This window comes from Nocardioides albertanoniae (genome assembly GCF_006716315.1).
Lineage (GTDB): Bacteria > Actinomycetota > Actinomycetes > Propionibacteriales > Nocardioidaceae > Nocardioides > Nocardioides albertanoniae.
In genome coordinates this window covers 1910118-1933422 of sequence record NZ_VFOV01000001.1, presented here as the reverse complement: position 1 = coordinate 1933422, position 23305 = coordinate 1910118, and the positions used below count along the sequence as shown (strand labels likewise).

The window sequence follows — 23305 nt, the reverse complement described above, 5'->3', positions numbered from 1 at the left end:
TTTCTCCTAGACTCATGCTCTGTGAGCATGGATCTGCGGCTGTTGCGCTACTTCGTCGCCACCGCCGACGCGGGCTCGGCGACCCGGGCCGCCGACCTGCTGCACGTGACCCAGCCGGTGCTCTCGCGTCAGCTGCGCCAGCTGGAGGCGAGCCTGGGAGTGCCGCTCTTCGCCCGGGAGGGGCGGCGCTTGCGGCTCACCCGCGCGGCCGAGGCGTTCCTCCCCCGCGCCCGCGACCTGCTCAGTCACGCCGACGACCTCGAACGCGCCGTCGGCGTGCTCGGGGCCGGCCGGCTCGAGGAGCTGCACCTGGCCGTGCCCACCACCACGCTCACCGACGTGCTCGCACCGTTCCTGGCGACGCTGCGGGCCGACGACCCGGTCGCCAAGGTGCGCGAGCTCGACCCGCGCGGTGCGGTCGCCGCCGTGCGGGCCGGCGCCGACCTGGCCATCGTCACCAGGCCGCCTGGCCGGGCCCTGGCCTCCCGAGCCCTCGCCGTGCTGCCGGTCTGGGCCTACGTGCGCGCCGACGACCCCTGGGCGGATCGTGGGTCGGCCGACGTACGCGACCTCGTCACGCGTCCGCTGGTGCTGCTCACCGACGACCTGCGGCCGCGCCCGCTCCTGGACACGGCGGCGGAGGAGGCCGACGTGGGCTACGGCGACGTGCTCGAGGTCTCCAACGCCCAGGTCGCGCAGGCGCTCGCGGCGTCGGGCCGCGGGATCGCGGTGGTCTCCGACGACCCGCGCTTCGGCCTGGTGCCCCTGCACATCGAGGCTCCGTCGGGCCCGGTCCGGATCAGGCTGTACGCCGCATGGGACCCCCACCACCACGCCGCCGCTGCACTCGCGGGCCTGGCCGAGCGGCTCGCGGCCTTCTGCGTCGAGCGCTACGGGGTCGAGGTCGCCGCCCGCTGACCGACGGGCCTGGGGTCAGCCGTCGGGTGGACACGCTCCTGGCCTTCGCCGACGTCTAGCTCGCCGCCGCGCAGCGCGCGATGGACGACGAGTGGCACGCCGACCTGGTGCGAGTGCTCGCGACGTGGGACCGGTTCAGCATCAGCATCGTCACCGGCACCGCGCTGCGCGAGCGCGCCCTCGAGCACAGCCGCGCGGCGGCCTCCGGCTGAGGTGTACCCGCCGAAAACAGCGAAGGTCGTGCCGGATCGCGCGGACGGCGGGATCGGGCACGACCTTCACGCTCACCAGTCTCAGCCAAGCTCCTTCTCGAACTGGGCGAGGATCTGCTGGGCGGCCTGGATGCCGATGCCGGTGAGGAGGTCGTCGTTGATCTCGTCGACCTGGCCGGCCTCGACCGCGGGGATCCGCTTCCACAGCGGCCCGCCGAGCACCTTGGCCTTGTCGGTGTCGTTCTCCGGACCGTAGGTGCTCACGTAGAGGTGGTCGGCCTGGGCCGTGGTGACCTGCTCCGGCGAGAGCTCCAGGAAGGTGTCCTCCCCCACCGCCTTCTCAGGGACGGTCATGCCCATGTCGTCGAGGATCACGCCGGTGAAGGACTTGTCGGAGTAGAGCCGGATCTGGCCCGGGAGGAACCGCACGATCGAGAGCGTCTTGCCCTCTCCGACGGACTTGCCGACCTCGGCGGCGTCGCCCTCGAACTCGGAGAGCATCTTCTTCGCCTCGTCGGTCTTGTTGAGCGCATCGGCGTACAACAGGAAGTTGTCCTTCCAGGTGTCGCCGACGTCGGGGGCGAGGACGGTCGGGGCGATCTCGCTGAGCTGATCGTAGATCGCCTCGTGGCGCACGGTGCTGGACAGGATGAGGTCCGGGTCGAGGGCGGCGATCTTCTCGAGGTTCGGCTCGGAGATCGTACCGACCTCCTTGATCCCCTCGGTCTGGTCCCCGAGGTAGCTGAGGAAGTCGGTGGCCACATCGACACGCACGGCGCCGACCGGCTTCACGCCGAGCGCGAGCGCGTCGTCCAGCTCACCGGTGTCCAGCACGACGACCCGCTTCGGGTCGACAGGAACCTCGGCCACTCCCTTGGCGTGCTTGACCTCGCGTGTCTCTACGTCGGAGTCCTCTCCGGTGGAGGTGCCGCCACAGGCGGCGAGGACGATGGCGGCAGTGGCCGTGGCGATCACGCCTGTCAGGTGCTTGCGCACGTCGTTTCCTTTCCTGGGGATGGTCCGCTGGGTGCGGAGTGCGTTCAGTACTGAACGGTGGGTGCGGCGCGCCGAACGCCGATCGGGACGATCATGGGACGGCCGGAGACCGGATCGACCAGCACGTGGCTGTCGAGCCCGAAGACGTCACGGAGGAGCTCTGCGGTGATCAACTCGTCGGGCGGACCGGCGGCGACGATTCTCCCCTCGCGCATGACGATCAGGTGATCGCTGTAGCGCACCGCGAGGTTGAGGTCGTGGAGCACCATCACGACTGTGCGCTCGAGGTCGACATGCAACTTGTCGACGAGGTCGAGCACCTCCACCTGATGAGCCAGGTCGAGGTACGTGGTCGGCTCGTCGAGCAGCAGGATGTCCGTCTCCTGCGCCAGCGCCATGGAGATCCAGGCACGCTGCCGCTGACCGCCCGAGAGCTCGTCCACGGGCCGGGAGGCGAGCTCGTGCATGCCTGTCAGCCGCAGAGCCGCGTCGACCTCGGCCTCGTCGTCGCTGGACCACTGGCGCAGCCACGACTGATGCGGGTGACGCCCCTTCGCGACCAGGTCGGCGACGGTGAGGCCCTCCGGCGCGGTGGGCGACTGCGGCAGCAGACCGAGCACCTTCGCCACCTCACGCGTACGCATCGAGCTGATCGACCGGCCGTCGAGCAGAACCTGTCCCGACCTGGGCTTCAGCAGACGCGTGACCGCCCGCAGGAACGTGGACTTGCCGCAGCCGTTGGGACCGATGATCGTGGTGACCTTGCCGGACGGGATCTCGGTGGTCAGGCCCTCGGCGACGACCCGGTCACCGTAGGCGAGCACCAGCTCCTCGGCGGTGATCTGATGGTTGCTCATCGGGACAGCCTCCGGTTGGTGCGGACGATCAGGTACATCAGGAAAGGGCCACCGACGGCGGTGGTGACGATGCCGACGGGGAGCTCGACGGGCAGGAGCACACGCGCGACGTAGTCGCTGCCGACGACGAGGGCGGCGCCCGTCAGCGCCGAGGCGAGCAGCGGCGGCCCTGGGGTCCGGGCGATCCGCAGCGTGACCTGCGGCGCGACGAAGGCGACGAACCCGATGGGGCCGGCGGCGGTGACACACATCGCGGCGAGCAGGACCGAGGCGACCAGCAGAACCGCCTGGCTGAGCTGCACCCGCACGCCGAGCGCCCGAGCGGTGTCATCGCCCAGCTTGAGCGCGGAGAGCTGGAAGGTGGAGACGAGAGCGACCGCGCCGATGATCCCGAGCGCGATGGCGGCGGGGAGTGCGTCGCCCCAGTCGCGGCCGTTGAGCGACCCGTTGAGCCAGACCGTCGCCTCCTGCGCGTCCCAGATCTCGCCGACGACGAGCATCCAGTTGGTCAGCGCGAGCAGGATCCCGTTGACGGCGACGCCGATCAGGACCAGCCGGAAGCCTTCGATGCCCCGGCGCCAGGCGAGCAGGTAGATCATCGCCCCGGTCAGCAGGCCGCCCACCATCGCGGCTACGGGCACTCCCACCGCGCCACCCACGAAGGCGGTCCCGCCCAGGATGATCACGGCGACCGCACCCGCACCGGCCCCGGCGGTGATGCCGAGCAGGTCCGGGCTCGCCAGCGGGTTGCGGGTGATCGACTGCCAGATCGCGCCCGACATGCCGAAGCCGGCACCGACGACCAGGCCCACCACCGAACGCGGGAGCCGCAGCTCCCAGACGATGAAGTGCTCAGCGTCCGTCCCACCACCGAGAATCACCTTGGCGACCTCGGGGACGCTGATCGGGTAATCGCCCTGGCCGACGTTGAGGCACACCAGCAGGAAGACCAGCACGAGCAGACCGACTCCGACGGTGACCAGGCGCGGCCGCCAGACCATGGTCAGCAGTCCCCACCCGACGCGCGGGCGTCCGGGAACGAGCGTCGTCACAGGGTCACCAGCTTCCGGCGGCGTACGAGAGCGATGAAGAACGGCGCCCCCACGAGAGCGAGCACGATGCCGACCTGCAGCTCCCCAGGACGGGCGGCGACCCGGCCGATGATGTCGCAGGTGATGAGCATGACGGCGCCGATCAGGGCGGAGCACGGCAGCAGCCAGCGATAATCCGGCCCCGTGAACGCCCGCGCGACGTGGGGAACCGCGAGCCCGATGAAGGCGATCGGCCCACAGGCCGCGGTGGCAGCACCGGCGAGCAGTGTGATCGCCGTGATCCCGAGGATCCGGTTCAGGGCGATGTTCGTGCCGAGCGAGCGAGCGACCTCCTCCCCCAGACTCAAGACGTTGAGTCCAGGGCCGTTGGCGACGGCCAGCACGATGCCGACCGCGAAGAAGGGCAGCAGAGGAGTCAGGACCTCGATCCCACGGCCGGAGACAGATCCGACGACCCAGAACCGGTAGGCGTCAAGGGTCGCCTGATCCAGGAGCACCACCGCCGAGGTGATGGCGGACAGGAATGCGGCGACGGCGGCCCCGCCGAGGACGAGGGAGACCGGCGACGGGTTGCCACCTCCGATGGTCGAGAGACCGAAGACGACAGAGCTGGCGATCAGGGCCCCGGCGAGCGCGAACCAGATGTAGCCGCCCGCGGACGTCACGTCGAGGAACATGATCGCCACGACCACCGCGCAGGCGGCGCCCGCGCTGACGCCGAGGATGCCCGGGTCGGCGAGCGGGTTGCGGGTGTGTCCCTGGATCAGTCCGCCGGCGAGGCCGAGCGCGATCCCGGTGACGAGCCCGAGCAGCGTCCGGGGCATACGCAGGTCGCGGACGATCAGGTCGGCCTCGGTGGGGTTCGCGTCATAAGGCGGGAGGAGGCCGTGCCAGATCTCACCGAAGGCCAGCGGTCGCGATCCCACGGCGACGCTCGCGAGCAGCAGGACCGCGAGGACGATCAGCAGGGCGAGGACGCCGACGGCTCGACGTAGCCGGAGCCGGGCCGGCGTGAGGTCGACCACGACCTCGGTGAAGCCCTCGTCCACGGCGGTGATCCGTCGCACCACCTGACGTGGCGTGGCGACCAGGAGGCTGTTGCGTACGCCGAGCGGGCGGCCGTCCGGCCCGCGGGCGATCAGGCCGAGCCAGGCCTTCCCGGTCGACGCCCCGCGACGGCCCTGGCCGAAACCGTGGTTCCACACGTGGACTGCCGTCGCGACGGCGATCGCAAAGCCACCGAAGACGACCCGGTCCACGACGCCCCCGCCGTTCGCGTCGCGGAGCGAGTGGACGATCAGGGCGCCGACGGTCAGAGGCAGGGCCACGAGCGCGAGGTCCACGGCGGCTGCCGCGAGCCGGAGACCCACCGGAGCGGTTCCTCGGGGAACCTGCACCCGGGTGTGGTCCGAGCGCACTGCGACGGCCTCGCCCGTGGCGAGGTCACTGAGACGCATGTCGTACTCCGTCAGCTCCGCTGGAGAACCCGAGCGGACTCGAGCTGGTCGGCGTACCCACTGAAGATCTTCGCGTAGGCCTCGTAGCTGTAGGGCGCGGCCGGATACCAGAGATCCTGCTGGCCTTCGGCGACGGCGGGCAGACGCTTGAAGATGTCCTTCGTCTCGAGATCCTTGAGGCCGCTCGGGTCACGAGCGTCGACCAGGAGGACGTCGGCCCGGTACTTGCCGATGTTCTCGAGACTGACCGGCTCGAAGATCCCCTGCTCGTCGGGCTTCACCGTCGGGAACTTCACACCGAGCTCGGCGAGATAGGCCAGGTCAGGGTGCTCCGGGGCGTTGGCGAAGTGGGCCTGACCGCCATAGGTCGACATAGCGAGCACGGTGAGGTCGGGGTTCTTCCTCACAACCGCCTTGATCCGCCCGACGGCGTCCTCGAAGTCCGCCTTCGCGTCGGCGACATCGGGCGTGGCACCCAGCTTCTTCGCCAGCTCCTGGAACGCCTCGATCTGCTCGATCACCGAGAGGCCGGTCAGCGGCATCCCGATGGTGGGCGCGAGCTTCTCGACCTGGTCCTCGACCTCGGCTGCATACCAGAGAGTCTTCTTGTCCGCGGTCATGTCGACCAGGAGGTCGGGGTTCATCGCCGCGTACTCCTCGAGATTGAAGTCGCCCCAGACCTTCCCCACGACCTTGGTCTCGGCGACGTCGAGGTTGCCGATCAGATAGTTCGGCGTCTCGGGCAGGTCGCCATAGACACCATCGACCTTGAAGCCGTTGTCCCACAAGGCCGCGGCCGCGCTGGCCTGGGCAACCACTGTCTTCGGGGTCCCGTCGATCTCGACCGTCTTTCCCCGGGCGTCCTCGTGGACGAAGCTCCCGTCGGGGCCTCGCCCGTCGTCGGAGTCGGTGCTGGAGGTCCCGCACGCGGCGAGGGTCATGGTGGCGGCGGCCACGGCGGCTGCGATCGTGCCCATGCGAAGGCGACGGTTCACGGTTGTCCTTTGGGATATGCGCTCGGTCACGGTCGGCGCCGAGCCACCAACCTAAAGTTAGGGTAACCTAACCCGATGCGGCGGCCGAGCGCCATCCCAACCGCCGATCTTTAACCGGGCTTCGAGTCGGGCGGGCGCATCGCACCGGCCGGGTCAAGGCGGGCGAGCAGGCGGTCGGCGATCGCCGCCAGCTGATCCACCTGCTCAGGGCTGAGCACGTCGAAGACATACTCACGCACGGCATCGACATGACCCGGAGCGGAGGCGGTCATCTTCGCGCGGCCGGCCTCGGTGAGACGTACGTTGGACGCCCGACGATCCTCCAGGCAGGCGAGACGCTCGACGAGGTCACGGCCGACGAGGCGCTTGACGACGTTGGAGAGCCGCGGCAACGTCGAGTTGGTGGAGGCCGCCAGCTCAGTCATCCGCAGGGTCTGCTCGGATGCGTCGGAGAGCCGAGCAAGCACTGCATAGTCGAAGTGGGTCAGCCCGGCATCCCTGCGTAGCTGGGAGTCCAGGGCGCCCGGGAGCAGCTCGAGCACGCCAATGAGGCGAAGCCATGCTGCGCGCTCCGGCGGCGACAACCAGTTCCCCTCCATCTCAGGAAGTTTGCCGTAGATGGTTGGCCGGAACAAACAATGGGTACGTACAGTTACTTCAAGCAACAACCATTGCATCAGGAGTCGCCATGCTCAGCGCGCCCCAGACCACGACCGCCACCGCGGACGCCCGCCTCCCCCGGACCCATCCGTTCGCCGAGCACCTGCGTGCTGTGCAAGCACGCGAGACCGACGACCCGCATCGTCTCTGGACCCCGGAGGACGGAGCCCTGCCGAGCCTCTATCTGTCCCACGGGGGCGGCCCGCTGCCGCTGCAGAGCCCGGAATGGCTCGAGCCGCTGCACGCCTGGGCCCGAGCGCTGCCCAAGCCGAAGGCGATCCTTGTCGTCTCGGCCCACTGGGAGTCGGCGCCGCTCTCGATCAGCGCCACCCGCCCCGACGAGCTGGTCTACGACTTCGGCGGCTTCGACCCGATCTACCACACCCTGCGCTACGACACCCCCGACGCCGGCGACCTCGCCCGCGCCACCGCGGCACTGATGCCCGACACCGAGTCGGCCCACCAGCACGCGCGCCGCGGTCTCGACCACGGCGCCTGGGTGCCGTTGAAGATCATGTACCCCGCCGCCGACATCCCCGTGGTGCAGCTCTCCCTCCCGACCGAGGACCCCGACAAGCTGCTCGCCCTCGGTGAACGTCTGCGACCGCTGCGCGAGCAGGGCGTGCTCGTGATCGGTTCGGGCCACATGACCCACGGCCTGCCCTACCTCACCCGCGAGTCGATGACCGAGAACAAGCCCGCCGGGTGGTCGTCCGACTTCGACGCCTGGGCCGCCGAGGCCCTGGACCGAGGCGACGTCGCCGAGCTCGCCCGCTTCCGCAGCGCCGCTCCCGGCATGCCGTACGCCCATCCGACCGTCGAGCACTTCACGCCGCTCTTCGTCACCCTGGGTGCGGCCACCGACCCGACGGCACCGGTCACCACGACGCTCGACGGCTACGGGCTCGGGCTCTCCCGGCGCTCCTTCCAGGCAGCCTGAGCGCGGCCTATCGCAGCTGGACCGACAGCACCGGCGCCAACGGCATCCGGGCGAGCAGCAGCGCCTGGTAGGCGTGGTAGACGTCGGGCTTGCCGTGCCAGATCACGTGCGAGGGACCGTTCTGCTCGTCGAGCTCGTGGTGCCAGCTGCCGAGGTCACGATCGAGCAGATGGGTCTCGGCGTACGCCTCGAAGCGCTGCCGCCACTGGTCGTAGACCGCTTCGCCGGTGCGGGTGTGCAGGGCCCCGGCGGCAGCCAGCGCCTCGGCCACGACCCAGTGCAGCCGGAGCCGGGTGACGGGAGCGCCGGACCAGTCGGTGGTGTAGACGAAGCCGTCCTGACCGTCGGCGGACCAGCCGACGGCGACGGCACGCTCGAAGAGCGCTCGAGCGTCCTCGACGAGCCATGCGGGTGGCTCGCTCACCGAAGCGTCGAGGTGCAGCAGCAGCCGCGACCACTCCAGCAGGTGCCCCGGCGTACAGCCGTAGGGGCGGAAGGGGTCGCCGGGGCGATCGGCGTTGTAGTCGAGCAGGGGCGACCACTCCGTGTCGAAGTGCTCGGGAAGGTCGTAGCCGTGCGAGCGCGCGACGCCGTGGATCAGGTGCTCGGCGATCGCGAGCGCACGCTGGTGCCAGACCGTGTCGCCGGTGACGTCACCGGCGGCCAGGAACGCCTCGACCGTGTGCATGCTCGAGTTGGCGCCCCGGTAGGCCTCCCCCGAGCGGAGATCGCGCTCGAGGCTGTCGACCACGCGGCCGGAGTCGTCGAGGAAGTGCTCGAGCACGACCTCGAGCGCCTCCTCGAGGAGCTCGCCGGATCCGGGCACACCGGCCGCGACACCGCTGGTCGCGGCGAGCACGACGAACGCGTGGGCGTAGGCCTCCTTGAGGGTGCCGACCGGCTCGCCCTCACCCGAGACCGAGGCGAACCAGCCGCCGAGCTCGTCGTCGCGCAAGGCGCCCCGCAGGGCGCGGATGCCGTGGGCCGCGAGCGAGGCCGCCTCGTCGCCCTCGAGATCGCCGCGCAGGTGCGCGAGCGCGAACACATGCGTCATCCGGGCGGTGATCCAGGTGTGCACCGGTTCGGCCGGATCGGGGCGTCCGGACTCGTCCAGCCACCAGAACCCGGCCGGTGAGGCCGCCGCCGGCCGGGCGAACCCGGCCAGCCGGCGACACTCCGCATCTGGGTCGATCATCCCTTGACCGACCCGGCCATCAGCCCGCCGACGAAGTAGCGGCCGAGCAGGATGTAGATGATCAGGGTCGGTACGGACGCGATCAGGGCGCCCGCCATGCTGGCCGAGTAGTCCTGCATCTGACCGCTCGCCAGGAAGTTGAGCGCGATCGTCACCGGTCCGTTGCGCGAGGTCGAGAAGAACAGCGCGAACAGGTAGTCGTTCCAGGCCGAGGTGAACTGCCACATCAGCACCACCACGAACGCCGGCGCCGAGATCGGCAGGATGATCGAGGCGTACGTCCGGAGCATGCCGGCGCCGTCGACCCGGGCCGCCTCGACGAGCTCGACCGGCACCCCCGCGTAGTAGTTGCGGAAGATCAGGGTCGTGATCGGCAGGCCGTAGACGACGTGCAGCACGATGAGGCTCGGCACGCCCGAGGGCACACCGAGGTTGCCCATCAGCTGCACCAGCGGGACCATCACGGCCTGGTAGGGGATGAACATCCCGAACAGGATCAGCGTGAAGACCACGTCAGCCCCGGGGAAGCGCCACTTGGAGAGCACGAACCCGTTCATCGAGCCGAGCACCGAGGAGAGGACCGAGGCGGGGATGACCATGGCGAACGTACGCCCCAGGGCGGGCCCGAGCTGCTCCCAGGCGCGCGACCAGCCGGCCGTCTCCCACGCCTCCGGAAGCTTCCAGGCGTTGGCGGGGGTGGCGTCACCGACCCCCTTGAAGCTGGTCACGAACAAGACGTACGCCGGCAGCAGGATGACCAGGGCGAACCCGATCAGCAGGATGTACTTGATCGTGCGGGTGACGGCGCGCGAGCGCTCGCCGGGAATCCGGGCCGCGACGGCTGCCGGGATCGCGTCCGTGCTCATCGGCGACGCTCCTGACGGTAGGTGGAGACGAGGTAGGGGACGATCAGGATGGCCACGATGAGCAGCAGGATCGTGCCGATCGCGGCCGACTTCGCGTAGTCACCGCGGGTGAACTCGACCCACATCTGGGTGGCGGGCACCTGGGTGGTGTAGTTCGTCTGACCCGCGATCGCCATGATCAGGTCGAAGACCTTCAGCGACATGTGGCCGATGATGATGATCGCCGAGAGCGCGACCGGGCTCAGCTGCGGGAAGATCACGTGGCGGTAGAGCTGCCACTCCGAGGCGCCGTCCATCCTGGCGGCCTCGCGCAGCTCCTCGGGGATGCCGCGGAAGCCCGCCAGGAACAGCGCCATCACGTAGCCGCTGAGCTGCCAGATCGCCGGCACCGCGATCGCCAGGATGCCCCACCGCTCGTCGGTCCACCACGGGTTCTGCAGGAAGTCGAGGTGGAGCGAGCCGAAGAGCCGGTTCAGGCCGGAGGCGCGGTCGCCCTCGGCGTTGTTGAGCAGCCAGCGCCACACGACACCCGAAGCGACGAAGGAGACCGCCATCGGGAAGAGGTAGATCGCGCGGAACAGCGACTCGCCGCGGGCCTTGCGCTCGAGCAGCCAGGCCCACAGGAACCCCAGGCACAGGGTGCCGACGAGGAACGTCGCCGTGTAGAGCAGCAGGTTGCGCAGGGAGTAGATGAAGTCGTCGTCGGTGAACAGGTCCCGATAGTTGTCGAGGCCGGCGAACCCCTGCGACGGACCGATGTTGTGGCGGTCCTGCAGGGAGGTGTTGATGTTGGATCCGATGAGGCCGTAGACGAAGACACCGATGACGATGATCGTCGGCAGGATCAGGAGTACGGGCGCGACCCACCCGTGACCGCCGAGGCGGCCCTTGCGCCGCCCGGGCTTCTCGGGGCGCTTGACGGCGCTGGGCACCGTGGAGGACATGTGTCCGTCCTTTCACTGGAGGTTCTGCCCTCTACTCGCAGAACCTCTGAGGGCGGCCGAGGGGCTGCGACTCATGGGGGAAGCCGCAGTCCCTCGGACCGATGGATCTCGTCAGGCTCGGTGGCCCCAGGTCACTCGGGCTTGTTGTCCTCAGCGGCCTCGGCGAGACCTTCCTGGAGTCCCGCGACGTCCTTGTTGCTGCCGAACTTCGCGACCGCGGAGGTGATGTCGGTCAGCCAGTTGACCGAGGTCGCAGCGCCGTGGGCGAGCGAGGAGACGATCTCGTCCTCGCCCCACGACTTGATCGCGGTCTGCTGGTATTCACCGAAGGAGGAGGTGTCGGCGGTGGTGCTGGCCGGGATCGAGCCCTTCGCCTTGTTGAAGGCGACCTGGCCCTCGTCGCTGGCGATGGTGTCGAGCCAGGCCTCGGTGCCCTTCGGGTTCGGGCCGTCGACCGGCTTGGTGAACGAGTCGGCCAGGAAGTCGAAGACGCCGTCGGTGCCGGGCACCGGCACCGCGGTGTAGTCCTTGTTGAAGGTCTTGTTCTGCTCCTGGAAGGCCGCCTCGGCCCAGTCGCCCATGACGTTGAACGCAGCCTCGCCGTCGATGACCAGCTGGGTCGCGTCGGGCCAGTCGAGGCCCTGGCGGTCGGTGTTGGTCAGCGACATCAGGGTGCTGTAGTCGGCGAGCGCGTCCTTGACCTCGCTGCCGGCCCAGTCGGTCTTGCCGTCCCAGAGTCCGTTGTACGCCTCGGCGCCCAGATCGGCGAGGAGCACGGTCTCGAGCAGGTTGACCTGCGTCCAGTCGGTCGCGACCGAGAGCGGGATGATGCCCTTGGCCTTGATCTTCTTCAGGTCGACGATCCATGCGTCGATGGAGTCATAGGTCTTGTTCGGCTCGATGCCGGCCTTCTTCAGCACCGCCGAGTTGGCCCAGAGCATGTTGGCGCGGTGGATGTTCGAGGGGACGGAGTAGATGCCGCCGTCCTGCGTGAGCCGGTCGAGAAGGCCCTCGGGGAACTGCTTGTTCCAGCCCTTCTCCTTGTAGAGGTCGGTGAGGTCCTCGATCTGGCCGGCGTCGATGTAGTCGGTCAGCTCGGCGCCCGCGTGCGCCTGGAAGGTGGCGGGGGGCTCACCGTTCTGCAGGCGCGACTGGAGCACGTTCTTCGCGTCGCTGCCGGCGCCACCGGCGACGGCACCGTTGACGAACTTCAGGTCGGGGTTCTGCTCGTCGAACACCTTGACCAGAGCGTCGAGCCCGGCCTTCTCACTACCCTCGGCCCACCAGGTGAAGACCTCCACCTCGTCGGTGCTGCCACTCTCGCTGTCGCTCCCACAGGCGGAGACCGCCAGCAGGCTCAGGGCTGCCAGGCCGGCCGCCAGGGCCTTACGCGTTGCGTTCATCTGTCTTTCCTCCGGTCGTCGCGGCCACTACGTCGGTATGTGATCTGGGTTACTCGCGGCCGCGTGCCGAGACAACGTACGCCGCTCCTTTCTGTCAAGTCAACGCATAAAGAGTCACAGTTTCGACCCAACATCTGTCGCAATTACACATAATCCCCTACAGTCGCCGTCATGCCTCAGCACGACGACGGACGCGCACCCGCCTCAGCGCCGTCCGCGACCTCGGAGTCGCGGCTGCGCACGGCCAACCGCTCCCAGGTGCTCGAGCTCCTGGCACGCTCGGCCCCGGTCAGCCGTGCCGACCTCGCTCAGCAGACCGGTCTTTCCCGCAGCACGGTCTCGAGCATCGTCCAGGAGCTGCTCGGCTCCGGCGAGATCGTCGAGACCACCGCCGGCGCGCTGCCGCGCGGCGGCGGCCGCCCGCCCTCCCTGCTCACCGTCAACGGGTCGCCGGGCACCCGCGTCGGCGTCGACATCGGCCACCGGCACGTCCGGGTGGCGATCGCCGACCTGGCCGGCGCCCGGCTCGCCGACCGCGAGATCCGGCTGGACGCCGACAACTCCGCGGTCGAGACCATCGACCGGGCCGCCGCGCTGGTGCGTGAGTGCCTCGCCGAGGCCGGCATCGACCCGAAGACCGACCGCATCCTCGGCGTCGGTATGGGCATCCCCGGCCCGGTCGACCCCCACGGCGGCATCGTCGTCTCCCCCATCCTGGCCAACTGGATGGATCTCGCGCCCGGCGACGAGCTCGCTCGGCGCCTCGGTGTGCCCGTGCGCGTGGAGAACGACGCCAACCTCGGTGCCCTCGCCGAGTTCGCCCAGGGCGCGGCGCGCGAGGTCGACGACGTCATCTACGTCAAGGCCTCCAGCGGCATCGGCGCCGGGCTCATCCTGGCCGGCAAGCTCTACCGGGGCGTCACCGGCATCGCCGGCGAGATCGGCCACGTACGTTTCGAGGACAACGGCCCGATCTGCCGGTGCGGCAACCGGGGCTGCCTGGAGAAGGCCTTCGGCGGGGCCCGTCTGGTCGAGCTGCTGCAGCCCGCCTACGAGGAGACCCTCAGCGTCGAGCGGATGCTCGAGCTCGCCCAGGAGGGCGACATCCGCGTCAACCGCATCCTCGACGACGCCGGCCGTGCCGTCGGCCGGGTGCTGGCCGACCTGTGCAACCACCTCAACCCGGCCCTGATCGTGGTGGGCGACACGATGCGCCACTCGGAGTCGTTCGTGCTCGGCATCAAGGACTCCATCGACCGCTTCACCCAGCCCGACACCGCCGCCGCGCTCGACGTCGTGCCGAGCGAGCTGGGCGACGACGCGGGCGTGACAGGCGCGCTGGTCATCGCCGACGCGACCGCTCCCGACTGACCGATCCCGACCGACCGGGAACAATATGAGCGCCCGCTCAGTTTAGCCACTCGTGACTTCACTCTTCTCGCAGCTGAGCCTGGGTTCGACGACCCTCCCCAACCGCGTCCTGATGGCGCCGCTGACCCGGATGCGCGCCAGCCGGCCCGGCGACGTGCCCAACGCGTTGATGGCCGACTACTACCGGCAGCGCTCCTCGGCGGGCCTGATCGTCTCCGAGGGCACCCAGATCTCGCCCCAGGGCAAGGGCTACATGGACACTCCGGGCATCTACTCGGCCGAGCAGGTCGAGGGATGGCGCCAGGTCACCGACGCCGTCCACGAGGCCGGCGGCCGCATCGCGGCCCAGCTCTGGCACGTCGGCCGGGTCTCCCACGGGTCCTTCCACGACGGCGACCTCCCGGTCAGCGCCTCCGCGCTCCCCTACCGCAACCGCACGACCGTACGCGGCGAGGACGGCTCCCCGACCCGGGTGAACTGCCCCACGCCCCGAGCCCTCGAGACCGCCGAGATCGCGGACGTGATCGACGACTACCGGCGCGCCACCCGCAACGCCCGCGAGGCCGGCTTCGACATGGTCGAGATCCACGCCGCCCACGGCTACCTGCTCCACCAGTTCGCCAGCGCGAGCAGCAACGAGCGCACCGACTCCTACGGCGGCTCCCTGGAGAACCGGGCGCGACTCACCCTCGAGGTGCTCGACGCGGTCATCGCCGAGTGGGACGCCGAGCACGTCGGCATCCGCATCTCCCCGATCGGCTCCTTCAACGGCACCGAGGATCCCGAGGGGCCTGCGATGGGGCTCCACCTGGCCGCCGAGATCGGCAAGCGCGAGATCGCCTTCCTGCACCTCTCCGAGCCCGACTGGGCCGGCGGTCCGGAGCTGAGCGACGACTACCGCAAGCAGCTTCGTGCCGGGCACCCCGGACCGATCGTGGGCGCCGGCGCCTACACCACCGAGAAGGCAGCCCGTCTCCTCGAGGCCGACCTGATCGACGCGGCCGCCTTCGGGCGTACGTTCATCGCCAACCCCGACCTGCCCAGGCGCCTGCAGGAGGAGCTGCCGCTCAACGAGCAGCACCCGGCGAGCTTCTACGGTGGCGGCGCGGCCGGCTACACCGACTACCCCGAGTGGACCGCCTGAGGATCGACCCGCGACCGGTGGTGTGGCCGGGCCCGACCCGGCCACACCACCGTCGAGGGGTTCAGCCCACCGGCGTGAGCCCGACGGTCTGGTCGGCAGCCGTACGCCCCGCGCCGACCTCGCTGCCCGAGGTGTCCGTCCAGGCACGCAGCGGGGTGGTCTCGACCCCGTCGTCGGGCAGCGCCAGCACCAGACCGCTGTAGCGGTTGACGAGGCGTACGGCACCGGTCTTGGAGCCGTCAGCGGGCGAGGTCTCCTCGACGACCCACCACTGCTGGCCCACGCTCGGCCCGCCCTTCGCGGCCTTCGTCACGGTCGGCTCAGCGCCCCAGGCGCGGTGGGCGTCGGTCGTCGAGCCGACCCCGAGGAGGCGGCCGGAGTCGGCGCTGCCGACGAGGTAGGAGCCGTCGTCGGTGCGGGTGAAGGTCCACGCGGTGCCGGGGGCCGCGGGGTCGCCGACGGAGGTGACCCGACCGGACCTGCCGGCGGCCAGCGTCAGCCCGGCCTCGCTGGTGATCCGCAGCGTGGCGCCCGACTCCACGGGCTCGGCCGGGTCAGACCCGTCGATGGTGACGTCGACGTACTCGTCGTCGGAGGTGACCCCGTCGGTGGTCGAGCAGGCGAAGGAGCAGTACATCCGCAGCCGCTTGCCCACGATGGCGGAGCTGGTGCCGGTCGCGTCGTCGACGAACCACCGATACCACGACGCGGTCCGGTAGTCGCCGGTGTCGCCGAGCTTGAACCACTTCTGCGTGGCCAGGTTGTCGGTCGCGTAGATCTCCTGCGGAGCGTTGCCGCTCTGGTCGGGGTTCTGCGGCTCGCCGATGTAGAGACCCAGATGGGCGTCGTAGGTCACGTCCATCACGAACAGCGGTGAGGTCGGCGGCGTCTCGCCCGCCGCGACCTGCTCCGCCGTGGTGCCGGGAGTGGTGGGGTCGTACTCGTCCTCCGGCGCGGTGTAGCCGGTGGGGTGCTCGTCGTCGACGGGGACCATGGTGCTCTCGCGACCGCCGATGCCGGGCTGCGACCAGGCGCCGTCGTACCACTTCTGCCAGGAGCCGCGCGCCATCTTCTCCGAGATCGGCGAGCGCGCGACGTGGCCGTAGAAGGCCTTCCAGCTGCCGCCCTTGTCGACGATCCGCGAGCCGTAGAAGACGTAGAAGTAGCCCGAGGCGTGGTCGACGAGCAGGCGCGGGTCGCCCGTGCCGTAGTGGTAGGTCGACTCCGGGAACGCCTCGTCGTCACCGCGCTCGGTGCTGTAGGGCGAGGTGATCACGTGGTCCTTGATCGTCCAGGTGTGGCCCTGGTCGGTGGAGACCGCGTAGTCGAGACCGTCGTAGTGCAGCCCGTCGTCGAAGGGCTGCGGGGTGAACTCGTTGTGCACCAGGCCGAACCAGTCGCCGGTGTCGGGGTCGACCCACAGGCCGGTCACGTCGCAGTAGTTGGCCTGGGAGTAGGACGATCCGGCCGGCGGAAAGGTCGACTCGACGCCGGTCGGGCTGTTGTTGCAGCGCGCGGTGGTGTCGGCGTTGCGATCGCTCGGGTCGTCGGGGTCGACCGCTTCGTTGAGCTCGGTGTCGGGCACCACGTCGTCGATGGTGCGCCCCTTGAAGAACTCCCACTCGCGCTCGGCAGTGGCGCCGTAGAGCGCGTGCGCCTGGCTGAGGTGGAAGCTGCCGTCCTTATCAGTGAAGAGGCTCGCCGGGGTGTCGTCGGGGAGATCCCACGGGCCGACGACGTTGACGGTGACCGTGTAGTCGCCCGCGGCCGTGGGCGTGCCCGCCACCGGCGCGGCCGAGGCCGGGGCCGAGGTCAGCGTCGTCGCGGCCAGCGCGGTGACCGCGAGCGCGGCCAGGGTGAGCCTCGGTAGTCGTCTGGTCATCTCGGGTCTCCTTCGGTGGTGGGGTGCTGCCTGCTCCGTTGGGCCGTGGTGGACCGGATGATCAGCCGCGGATCCGGCGGCGACTCGATGGACGGCGGCTCGGAGACGCCGTCGATCAGGCCGATCAGGTGGTTGACGGCGGCCGCACCGACCTGGTCGAAGGGCTGCGCGACCGTGGTCAGGGGCGGGGTGGCGTAGGCCGCGAGCCGGATGTCGTCGACACCGACGACGGAGATGTCGTCGGGCACCGTGCGCCCCAGCTCGTGCAGGGCACGGAGCAGACCGAAGGCCATCTCGTCGCCGGCCACGAAGACAGCGCTGGCCTCAGGGATGCGGCCGAGGATCAGCCCGGCCTGATAGCCCGAGGCCGCCGACCAGTCACCGGTGAGGATCGGCGGCGGCTCCCGGCCGGCGTCGACGAGAGTCGCTCGCCAGCCCTCCTCGCGCCGCACCGACTCGAGCCAGGCAGCTTGGCCGGCGACGTGCCAGACGGTCTCGTGGCCGAGGTCGAGCAGATGCTGGGTGGCCAGGGCACCGATCTGGCGCTGGTCGATCGCGACCACCTCGGCATCCGGCGTACGCGAGCCGTCGGTCGCCACCGTCGGCAGGTCGCGGGTGAGCTCGTCGATGCGTGGGGTGGTGCCGATCATCGGAAGAGTGAGGACGAGCCCGTCGACACCCTGATCGATCACCTGGGCGAGCGCCGCCTCGACCGCCTCGGGGCTGACCGACGCGGCGGTGACGGTCGAGATCGCATACCCCGCCTCGCGGGCGGCCCGCTCGACACCGAGGCTGAAGGAGCCCGAGGAGTAGGCCGCCGTCTGGTGCATCACGACACCGATCGTGTGGCTGCGACCGGAGGAGAGCGCGCGGGCAGCGTTGTTGCGGCGGTAGCCCAGCTGCCTGACCGCGTCGAGCACCTTGGCCCGGGTCGCGGGCTGCACGTGCGGGTGGTCGCGCAGCGCGCGGGAGACCGTCTGAGCCGAGACACCGGCGAGCCTGGCGACGTCGGCCATCGCAGGCGTGCGCAGCTGGGTGGTCAGTGTGTCGCTTGGATCTGGCATCGATAACACGCCCCGGGATCTCGCTGATTTCGGGGAATGCTACTCAGCCTTGTTATCGATGCCAAGAGACCCAACAGCAAAGCGTCGCCTGAGGTTCACCTCGGCCTTCCCCGATTCCGCCCCGCCGAGACCATGATCTGGGATGGTCTTCGCCATGCGGCTCCTTGCGGCTTGTGCCCTGTCCCTCGCGCTGCTGGGCGGTGCGACCGTCCCGCTCGGCATGGCCAGCGCAGCACCTCCGGCACTCGACCCGGTCGGCCTTGTCGACCCGCTGATCGGCTCCTCGAACGGCGGCAACACCTACCCCGGCGCCGTACGCCCCTTCGGGATGCTCTCCTTCAGCCCGACCTCCACGGCGGGCGACCAGACCAACACCGCCGCGTCGAACGGCTACTCCTACGACACGACGCGGCTGCGCGGCTTCTCGCTGACCCACGTCAACGGCGCCGGCTGCCACCCCGGGGCCGCCGGGGACGTGCCGATCTTCCCGCACACCGGCGCGATGACCGGCTCCCCCACCGCGGACGTCACCGATGCGACGTACGCCTCAGAATTCAGCCACGACGACGAACTGGCCGAGCCGGGACACTACCGGCTGGGCCTGGCCAACGGCGCCGAGGTCGACACCGCGGCGACGACCCGAGCGGCGGTCAGCGAGCTGACCTTCCCGGCCGACAAGCCGGCCAACCTGCTCTTCCGCACCTCCAACTCGCTCAACGGCAGCGAGTCGGCGGTGACGCGGATCGACGAGGCGAAGCGGACGGTCAGCGACTCGGTGCTCACCGGTGCCTTCTGCGGGCGGCGCGGCAACGGCGGCGGGAGCAACAAGCGCTCCTACTACCGGCTCTACTTCACCGCACAGTTCGACCGCGCCTTCAGCGGGCACGGCACCTGGGTCAACGGTGAGCTCCAGCCGGGCTCGACCGAGGCGCGAGGCGGCGAGGGCTACGAGACCGGCGCCGCACGCCAGGGGCAGGGCTCGGGTGGCTACGTCGCCTTCGACCCACGCCGCGACCAGAGCGTGCGGATGCGGATCGGGATCTCCTACACCAGCCAGGCCGCGGCCGAGAAGAACCTCTCCGCCGAGATCGGCCGGCGCGACACCGTCTCATCCGTCGCCTCGGATGCCCGGTCCGAGTGGCGCCGGGCGCTCTCCTCGATCGAGGTCGCCGGCGGCACCTCGGAGGAGCAGACGGCGTTCTACACCGGGCTCTACCACTCCTACCTACAGCCCAACGTCATCTCCGACGTGGCCGGCACCTACTGGGGCAGCGACCAGGAGATCCACCGGATCGAGCGCGGCCAGCAGGCTCAGTACGGCAACTTCTCCGGCTGGGACCAATATCGCGCCCACACCCAGCTGTTCGCCCTCCTGGAGCCGCGCGTGGCCGGCGACTTCGCCCGCTCGCTGCACGCCTACTCCCGCCAGCACGGCGGCGTCTGGGACCGCTGGGTCCACCTGAGCGGCTGGACGCACGTGATGACCGGCGACCCCTCTGCACCGACGCTGGCCGGCTTCTACTCCCTCGGGGTGCGCAACTTCGACGCCACCGGCGCCTACGAGTCGCTCGTACGCCAGGCGAGCGTGCCCCACCCCGACGGGCTCTCCAGCTACGGCTGCCCGGGACAGTGCATCGGGCAGCGACCGAACCTGGCCGACTATCTCGACAAGGGCTACGCACCCCAGGACACCTGCCACTGCTGGGGCGGCGCCGCGGAGACCCTCGAGGACTCCGTGGCCGACTACTCGCTCGCCGACTGGGGTCGCCGCCTCGGTGCCCCCGCCGCCGAGACGGACCCGCTGATGGACCGGGCCGGCTGGTGGCAGCACACCTTCAACCCCGAGGCCGCTCCCGAGGGCGGCTACCAGCAGGCCCGCAACGCCGACGGGAGCTGGGTCGCCGGCTTCGACCCGTCGACACAGACCGGCTTCGCACAAGGGAGCAGCGCGACGTACACCTGGATGGTGCCGCACGATGTGGCTCGGCTGACCGAGGCGGTCGGCGGGCGCGAGCGGGCGATCGAGCGGCTGGACGCGTTCTTCCACAAGGCCGACGGGTCCTGGCAGTACACAGGTGGTGACGCGCTGCGCTACGACCCCACGAACGAGCCCGGCATCCACGTGCCGTGGATGTACAACGCGCTCGGCGCGCCGTGGAAGACCCAGGAGACGGTCCGCGCGATGGCGTCCCTGGCATACGGCACCGGCCCGCGCGGCCTCCCCGGCAACGACGACCTCGGCACCATGTCGGCCTGGTACGTCTTCGCCGCGATGGGCATCTACCCCCAAGACCCCGCCCGTGCCGAGATGCTGGTCTCCAGCCCGATCTTCGAGAAGGTCACCATCCACCGAGGCAACGGCGTCGACATCGTCATCGAGTCACCCGAGGCGAGCGCCGAGAACATCTACGTGCAGTCGGTCACCCTCGACGGCAAGGCGCGCACGCAGTCGTGGCTGCCCGAGTCGGTGATGAACCGAGGCGGCACCGTCCGCATCGACGTCGGCTCCGAGCCGAACCGGACCTGGGGCACCTCCGAGGCCGACCTGCCCGTCTACCACACCGACTGACCGCCGACGTACGCATCGCGAAGGCAGCCGTCGCACGCTGCCCGGTGCGAACGATCAGCTGAGCCGCGGCGGCGACCGTGTCGGTTTCGACACGCTCCCCGGCGCTCACGCTCAACCAACGACATCCCGGCGCCCCGCATCTGCAAGGATGCGGGGCGTGAGCACATCGACCCCCGAGCGTACGAACGCTGTCGACCGGTTCTTCCAGATCAGCGCCCGCGGCTCCACGATCGGGCGCGAGGTGCGCGGTGGGGTGGTCACGTTCTTCACGATGGCCTACATCGTCGCGCTGAACCCGCTCATCATCGGGTTCGCGGAGGACGCGAACGGTGACCTCCTCGGCGGATCGAGCGGTGACAACCTGGCCGCGATCGCAGCGGGCACCGCGCTGGTGGCCGGGGTGATGACAATCCTGATGGGCGTCGTCGCCAACTACCCGCTGGCGCTCGCGACGGGGCTCGGGCTCAACGCGTTCGTCGCGTTCTCGATCGCCGGGCAGATGACCTGGGCCGACGCGATGGGGCTGGTGGTGATCGAGGGTCTGGTGATCCTCGTGCTGGTGCTGACCGGGTTCCGCGAGGCGGTCTTCCACGCCGTGCCCCGCGAGCTCAAGACCGCGATCTCGGTCGGGATCGGTCTCTTCATCGCGGTGATCGCCTTCGTCGACGCCGGTTTCGTACGCCGCATCCCCGATGCCGCCAACACCACGGTCCCGGTGCAGCTGGGCCCGACCGGGCAGCTCGCGGGGTGGCCGGTGCTGGTCTTCGTCGTCGGCCTCGCACTGGTCGTGACCCTGTGGGTGCGCAAGGTGCGCGGGGCGATCCTGATCTCGATCGCGGTCACCACGGTGCTCGCCATCATCGTCGAGGCGATCGCCGGCCTCGGCGCGAGCGGCCCCAAGAACCCGACCGGCTGGTCCCTCAACGTCCCGGCGCTGCCGGACAAGGTCATCGACTGGCCCTCGTTCGGCACGCTGGGTGAGTTCAACCTGCTCGGCTCGTTCCAGAGCGTCGGCATCGTCACCGCGGTGCTGCTCGTCTTCACCCTCATGCTGGCCGACTTCTTCGACACCATGGGCACGATGACCGCGATCGGCGCCGAGGCCGGGCTGCTCCAGAAGGACGGCACCCCGCCGCGTACGCGCTCCATCCTGGTCGTCGACTCGCTGGCCGCCGCGGCCGGTGGTGTCGGTGGCGTCTCCTCCAACACCTCCTACGTCGAGTCGGCCTCCGGTGTCGGCGAGGGCGCCCGCACCGGGCTGTCGGCGGTCGTCACCGGCGTGCTGTTCCTGCTGACCACCTTCCTCGCACCGCTGGTCACCGTGATCCCGTCGGAGGCCGCCGTGCCGGCGCTGGTTCTCGTGGGCTTCTTGATGATGCAGCAGGTCAAGGACATCAACTGGGCCGACCCCGACATCGCCATCCCGGCGTTCCTGACGATCGCGCTGATGCCGTTCACCTACTCGATCTCGGTCGGCATCGGCGCCGGCTTCCTGGCCTACGTCCTCATCCAGGTCGTACGCGGCAACGCCAAGAAGGTGCACCCGCTGATGTGGCTGGTCGCCGTCATGTTCGTCGTCTACTTCGCGATCCACCCGATCTCGAGCTGGCTGGGCTGACCCCGCTGGGCTGATCAGGCTGGGCTGACCCAGTCCGTCAGCCCAGCGGGGGTCAGCCCAGCATGTCCTTGACGAGCGGCACGACCTGGGTGCCGTAGAGCTCGATCGAGGCCATCAGGTCGTCGTGGCGCAGCTGGCCCTGGTCGTACTTCAGGTCGAACCGGTCGACGCCGAGCACCTTGATGGTGCCGGCGAGCTTGCGCGCGACCGTCTCGGGCGATCCGACGTAGAGGGACCCGCCCTCGATCTCGCGCTCGAAGTCGCCGGAAGAGGGCGGCGGCCAGCCCCGCTCGCGGCCCATCCGCGTGCGCATGGCCAACCAGCCGTCGTAGACGCGCTCACGGGCCTGCTCGTCGGTCTCGGCGACGAACCCGGGCGAGTGCACCGCGACCCGCTGTCGCGGCACCTCGAACTCGTCCTGGGCACGCTCGAAGAGATCGATGTAGGGGGCGAACCGGTCGGCCGGGCCGCCGATGATCGCCAGGAAGAGCCCGAATCCGTGGCGGGCGGTGCGTACGACCGACTCCGGGCTGCCGCCGACGCCGACCCAGGCGGTCAGGCCGTTCTCGGTGCGCGGGAAGACCTCCTGGTCGGTCAGCGCCGCACGGGTGCGGCCCTCCCAGGTGACCTTCTCCTCCTTCAGGAGCGCGGCGAGCAGCTCGAGGCGCTCCTCGAAGAGCTCCTCGTAGTCGGCGAGGTCGAAGCCGAACAGCGGGAACGACTCGGTGAACGAGCCGCGCCCGGCGACGATCTCCGCGCGGCCGTTCGAGACCGCGTCGAGGGTCGCGAACCGCTCGAAGACCCGCACCGGGTCGTCGGAGCTGAGCACGGTCACCGCGGAGCCGAGCCGCAGACGCTCGGTGCGAGCCGCGACCGTGGCGAGCACCATCTCCGGGCTGGAGACGGCGAAGTCGCGGCGGTGGTGCTCCCCCACTCCGAAGAAGTCGAGCCCGACCTGGTCGGCCAGCACTCCCTCCTCGACGATGTTGCGGATCACCCGCGCGTGGTGCTGCGGCTTGCCCTCGGCGTCGTGGGTGACCCCGCCGAAGGTGTCCAGGCCGAACTCGATGTCAGTCACGTCCGTTGAAACATCAACTAGCGGCCCGGCATTCCCGTGGTAAAAACCAGGGGCGCCGGCCACAGCGGTTCGCCTAGAGTCACG

20 protein-coding genes are annotated in these 23305 nt (G+C 69.9%); 7 read left to right on the top strand and 13 right to left on the bottom strand.

The features are described from left to right. Positions 1-27: 27 nt before the first annotated feature. Both FB381_RS09235 and FB381_RS24460 read left to right on the top strand, forming a co-directional pair. Positions 28-918: a LysR family transcriptional regulator gene (locus FB381_RS09235; RefSeq protein WP_141782678.1), complete on the top strand. Its 891-nt coding sequence runs from the start codon at positions 28-30 to the stop codon at positions 916-918. An 80-nt stretch (positions 919-998) separates the two neighbouring features. Further along, on the top strand, positions 999-1130 hold the full coding sequence (locus FB381_RS24460) for a hypothetical protein (protein ID WP_281285038.1): 132 nt from the start codon (positions 999-1001) through the stop codon (positions 1128-1130). Positions 1131-1211: 81 nt separating this feature from the next. On the opposite strand, the gene FB381_RS09225 is transcribed toward FB381_RS24460, so the two are convergent. The 6 genes from FB381_RS09225 to FB381_RS09200 form a co-directional block, all read right to left on the bottom strand. Beyond that, complete coding sequence (locus FB381_RS09225) at positions 1212-2126, bottom strand: ABC transporter substrate-binding protein (protein WP_211352374.1); 915 nt, start codon at positions 2124-2126, stop codon at positions 1212-1214. Positions 2127-2170: 44 nt separating this feature from the next. Next, positions 2171-2983, bottom strand: coding sequence for an ABC transporter ATP-binding protein (locus FB381_RS09220; RefSeq protein ID WP_141780012.1), 813 nt, complete (start codon positions 2981-2983; stop codon positions 2171-2173). Continuing rightward, positions 2980-4035 (bottom strand): FecCD family ABC transporter permease, encoded by a 1056-nt coding sequence (locus FB381_RS09215; RefSeq protein WP_211352373.1) that lies wholly within the window; start codon positions 4033-4035, stop codon positions 2980-2982. The genes FB381_RS09220 and FB381_RS09215 overlap by 4 nt, the downstream gene beginning before the upstream one ends. Further along, positions 4032-5492, bottom strand: coding sequence for a FecCD family ABC transporter permease (locus FB381_RS09210; RefSeq protein ID WP_141780011.1), 1461 nt, complete (start codon positions 5490-5492; stop codon positions 4032-4034). Before FB381_RS09210 ends, FB381_RS09215 begins: the two co-directional genes overlap by 4 nt. Positions 5493-5503: 11 nt before the next feature. Beyond that, positions 5504-6469: an ABC transporter substrate-binding protein gene (locus FB381_RS09205; RefSeq protein ID WP_141780010.1), complete on the bottom strand. Its 966-nt coding sequence runs from the start codon at positions 6467-6469 to the stop codon at positions 5504-5506. A 128-nt stretch (positions 6470-6597) separates the two neighbouring features. Further along, entirely contained in the window at positions 6598-7029 is a 432-nt protein-coding gene (locus FB381_RS09200) for a MarR family winged helix-turn-helix transcriptional regulator (protein ID WP_246088032.1), read from the bottom strand. 146 nt (positions 7030-7175) lie between these two features. Between FB381_RS09200 and FB381_RS09195 the strand changes: the two genes are divergently transcribed. Continuing rightward, positions 7176-8087 carry a dioxygenase family protein gene (locus tag FB381_RS09195; protein ID WP_141780008.1) on the top strand — a complete coding sequence of 304 codons (912 nt, stop codon included), beginning with the start codon at positions 7176-7178 and terminating at the stop codon, positions 8085-8087. A gap of 7 nt (positions 8088-8094) precedes the next feature. Here FB381_RS09195 and FB381_RS09190 read toward each other — a convergent pair whose 3' ends face one another. The 4 genes from FB381_RS09190 to FB381_RS09175 all read right to left on the bottom strand — a co-directional run bounded on the left by FB381_RS09190 (position 8095) and on the right by FB381_RS09175 (position 12495). After that, complete coding sequence (locus tag FB381_RS09190) at positions 8095-9282, bottom strand: AGE family epimerase/isomerase (RefSeq protein ID WP_141780007.1); 1188 nt, start codon at positions 9280-9282, stop codon at positions 8095-8097. Continuing rightward, the gene (locus tag FB381_RS09185) at positions 9279-10148 is read right to left on the bottom strand and encodes a carbohydrate ABC transporter permease (RefSeq protein WP_141780006.1); all 870 of its coding nucleotides are present in this window, start codon (positions 10146-10148) and stop codon (positions 9279-9281) included. The genes FB381_RS09190 and FB381_RS09185 overlap by 4 nt, the downstream gene beginning before the upstream one ends. After that, positions 10145-11092, bottom strand: coding sequence for a carbohydrate ABC transporter permease (locus tag FB381_RS09180; RefSeq protein ID WP_246088031.1), 948 nt, complete (start codon positions 11090-11092; stop codon positions 10145-10147). The genes FB381_RS09185 and FB381_RS09180 overlap by 4 nt, the downstream gene beginning before the upstream one ends. Positions 11093-11223: 131 nt before the next feature. Next, a complete protein-coding gene (locus FB381_RS09175) occupies positions 11224-12495 on the bottom strand; it encodes an ABC transporter substrate-binding protein (RefSeq protein WP_141780005.1) in 1272 nt (423 codons plus the stop codon). Between the two features lie 171 nt (positions 12496-12666). On the opposite strand from FB381_RS09175, the gene FB381_RS09170 reads away from it, so the two are divergent. Together FB381_RS09170 and nemA are read left to right on the top strand one after the other, a co-directional pair. Next, positions 12667-13866, top strand: a complete 1200-nt coding sequence (locus FB381_RS09170; protein WP_141780004.1) for an ROK family transcriptional regulator — start codon at positions 12667-12669, stop codon at positions 13864-13866. A 52-nt stretch (positions 13867-13918) separates the two neighbouring features. Continuing rightward, positions 13919-15010: an N-ethylmaleimide reductase gene (nemA, locus tag FB381_RS09165; protein WP_141780003.1), complete on the top strand. Its 1092-nt coding sequence runs from the start codon at positions 13919-13921 to the stop codon at positions 15008-15010. A gap of 61 nt (positions 15011-15071) precedes the next feature. Here nemA and FB381_RS09160 read toward each other — a convergent pair whose 3' ends face one another. Beyond that, positions 15072-16892, bottom strand: a complete 1821-nt coding sequence (locus FB381_RS09160) for an RICIN domain-containing protein (RefSeq protein ID WP_170225113.1) — start codon at positions 16890-16892, stop codon at positions 15072-15074. After that, entirely contained in the window at positions 16889-17956 is a 1068-nt protein-coding gene (locus FB381_RS09150; protein ID WP_211352372.1) for a LacI family DNA-binding transcriptional regulator, read from the bottom strand. The genes FB381_RS09160 and FB381_RS09150 overlap by 4 nt, the downstream gene beginning before the upstream one ends. 154 nt (positions 17957-18110) lie before the next feature. On the opposite strand from FB381_RS09150, the gene FB381_RS09145 reads away from it, so the two are divergent. After that, positions 18111-20525, top strand: a complete 2415-nt coding sequence (locus FB381_RS09145; RefSeq protein WP_141780000.1) for a GH92 family glycosyl hydrolase — start codon at positions 18111-18113, stop codon at positions 20523-20525. Positions 20526-20673: 148 nt separating this feature from the next. Continuing rightward, the gene (locus FB381_RS09140; protein ID WP_141779999.1) at positions 20674-22143 is read left to right on the top strand and encodes an NCS2 family permease; all 1470 of its coding nucleotides are present in this window, start codon (positions 20674-20676) and stop codon (positions 22141-22143) included. Positions 22144-22195: 52 nt separating this feature from the next. On the opposite strand, the gene FB381_RS09135 is transcribed toward FB381_RS09140, so the two are convergent. Then, on the bottom strand, positions 22196-23221 hold the full coding sequence (locus tag FB381_RS09135; protein WP_141779998.1) for an Atu2307/SP_0267 family LLM class monooxygenase: 1026 nt from the start codon (positions 23219-23221) through the stop codon (positions 22196-22198). Between the last annotated feature and the right edge of the window lie 84 nt (positions 23222-23305).

Coding starts and splice junctions, on each gene's coding strand:
- FB381_RS09235 (WP_141782678.1), top strand. CDS start 28: ATGGATCTGCGGCTGTTGCGCTACTTCGTCGCCACCGCCGACGCGGGC.
- FB381_RS24460 (WP_281285038.1), top strand. CDS start 999: ATGGACGACGAGTGGCACGCCGACCTGGTGCGAGTGCTCGCGACGTGG.
- FB381_RS09220 (WP_141780012.1), bottom strand. CDS start 2,983: ATGAGCAACCATCAGATCACCGCCGAGGAGCTGGTGCTCGCCTACGGT.
- FB381_RS09210 (WP_141780011.1), bottom strand. CDS start 5,492: ATGCGTCTCAGTGACCTCGCCACGGGCGAGGCCGTCGCAGTGCGCTCG.
- FB381_RS09205 (WP_141780010.1), bottom strand. CDS start 6,469: ATGGGCACGATCGCAGCCGCCGTGGCCGCCGCCACCATGACCCTCGCC.
- FB381_RS09195 (WP_141780008.1), top strand. CDS start 7,176: ATGCTCAGCGCGCCCCAGACCACGACCGCCACCGCGGACGCCCGCCTC.
- FB381_RS09190 (WP_141780007.1), bottom strand. CDS start 9,282: ATGATCGACCCAGATGCGGAGTGTCGCCGGCTGGCCGGGTTCGCCCGG.
- FB381_RS09185 (WP_141780006.1), bottom strand. CDS start 10,148: ATGAGCACGGACGCGATCCCGGCAGCCGTCGCGGCCCGGATTCCCGGC.
- FB381_RS09180 (WP_246088031.1), bottom strand. CDS start 11,092: ATGTCCTCCACGGTGCCCAGCGCCGTCAAGCGCCCCGAGAAGCCCGGG.
- FB381_RS09175 (WP_141780005.1), bottom strand. CDS start 12,495: ATGAACGCAACGCGTAAGGCCCTGGCGGCCGGCCTGGCAGCCCTGAGC.
- FB381_RS09170 (WP_141780004.1), top strand. CDS start 12,667: ATGCCTCAGCACGACGACGGACGCGCACCCGCCTCAGCGCCGTCCGCG.
- FB381_RS09160 (WP_170225113.1), bottom strand. CDS start 16,892: ATGACCAGACGACTACCGAGGCTCACCCTGGCCGCGCTCGCGGTCACC.
- FB381_RS09150 (WP_211352372.1), bottom strand. CDS start 17,956: ATGCCAGATCCAAGCGACACACTGACCACCCAGCTGCGCACGCCTGCG.
- FB381_RS09145 (WP_141780000.1), top strand. CDS start 18,111: ATGCGGCTCCTTGCGGCTTGTGCCCTGTCCCTCGCGCTGCTGGGCGGT.
- FB381_RS09140 (WP_141779999.1), top strand. CDS start 20,674: ATGCGGGGCGTGAGCACATCGACCCCCGAGCGTACGAACGCTGTCGAC.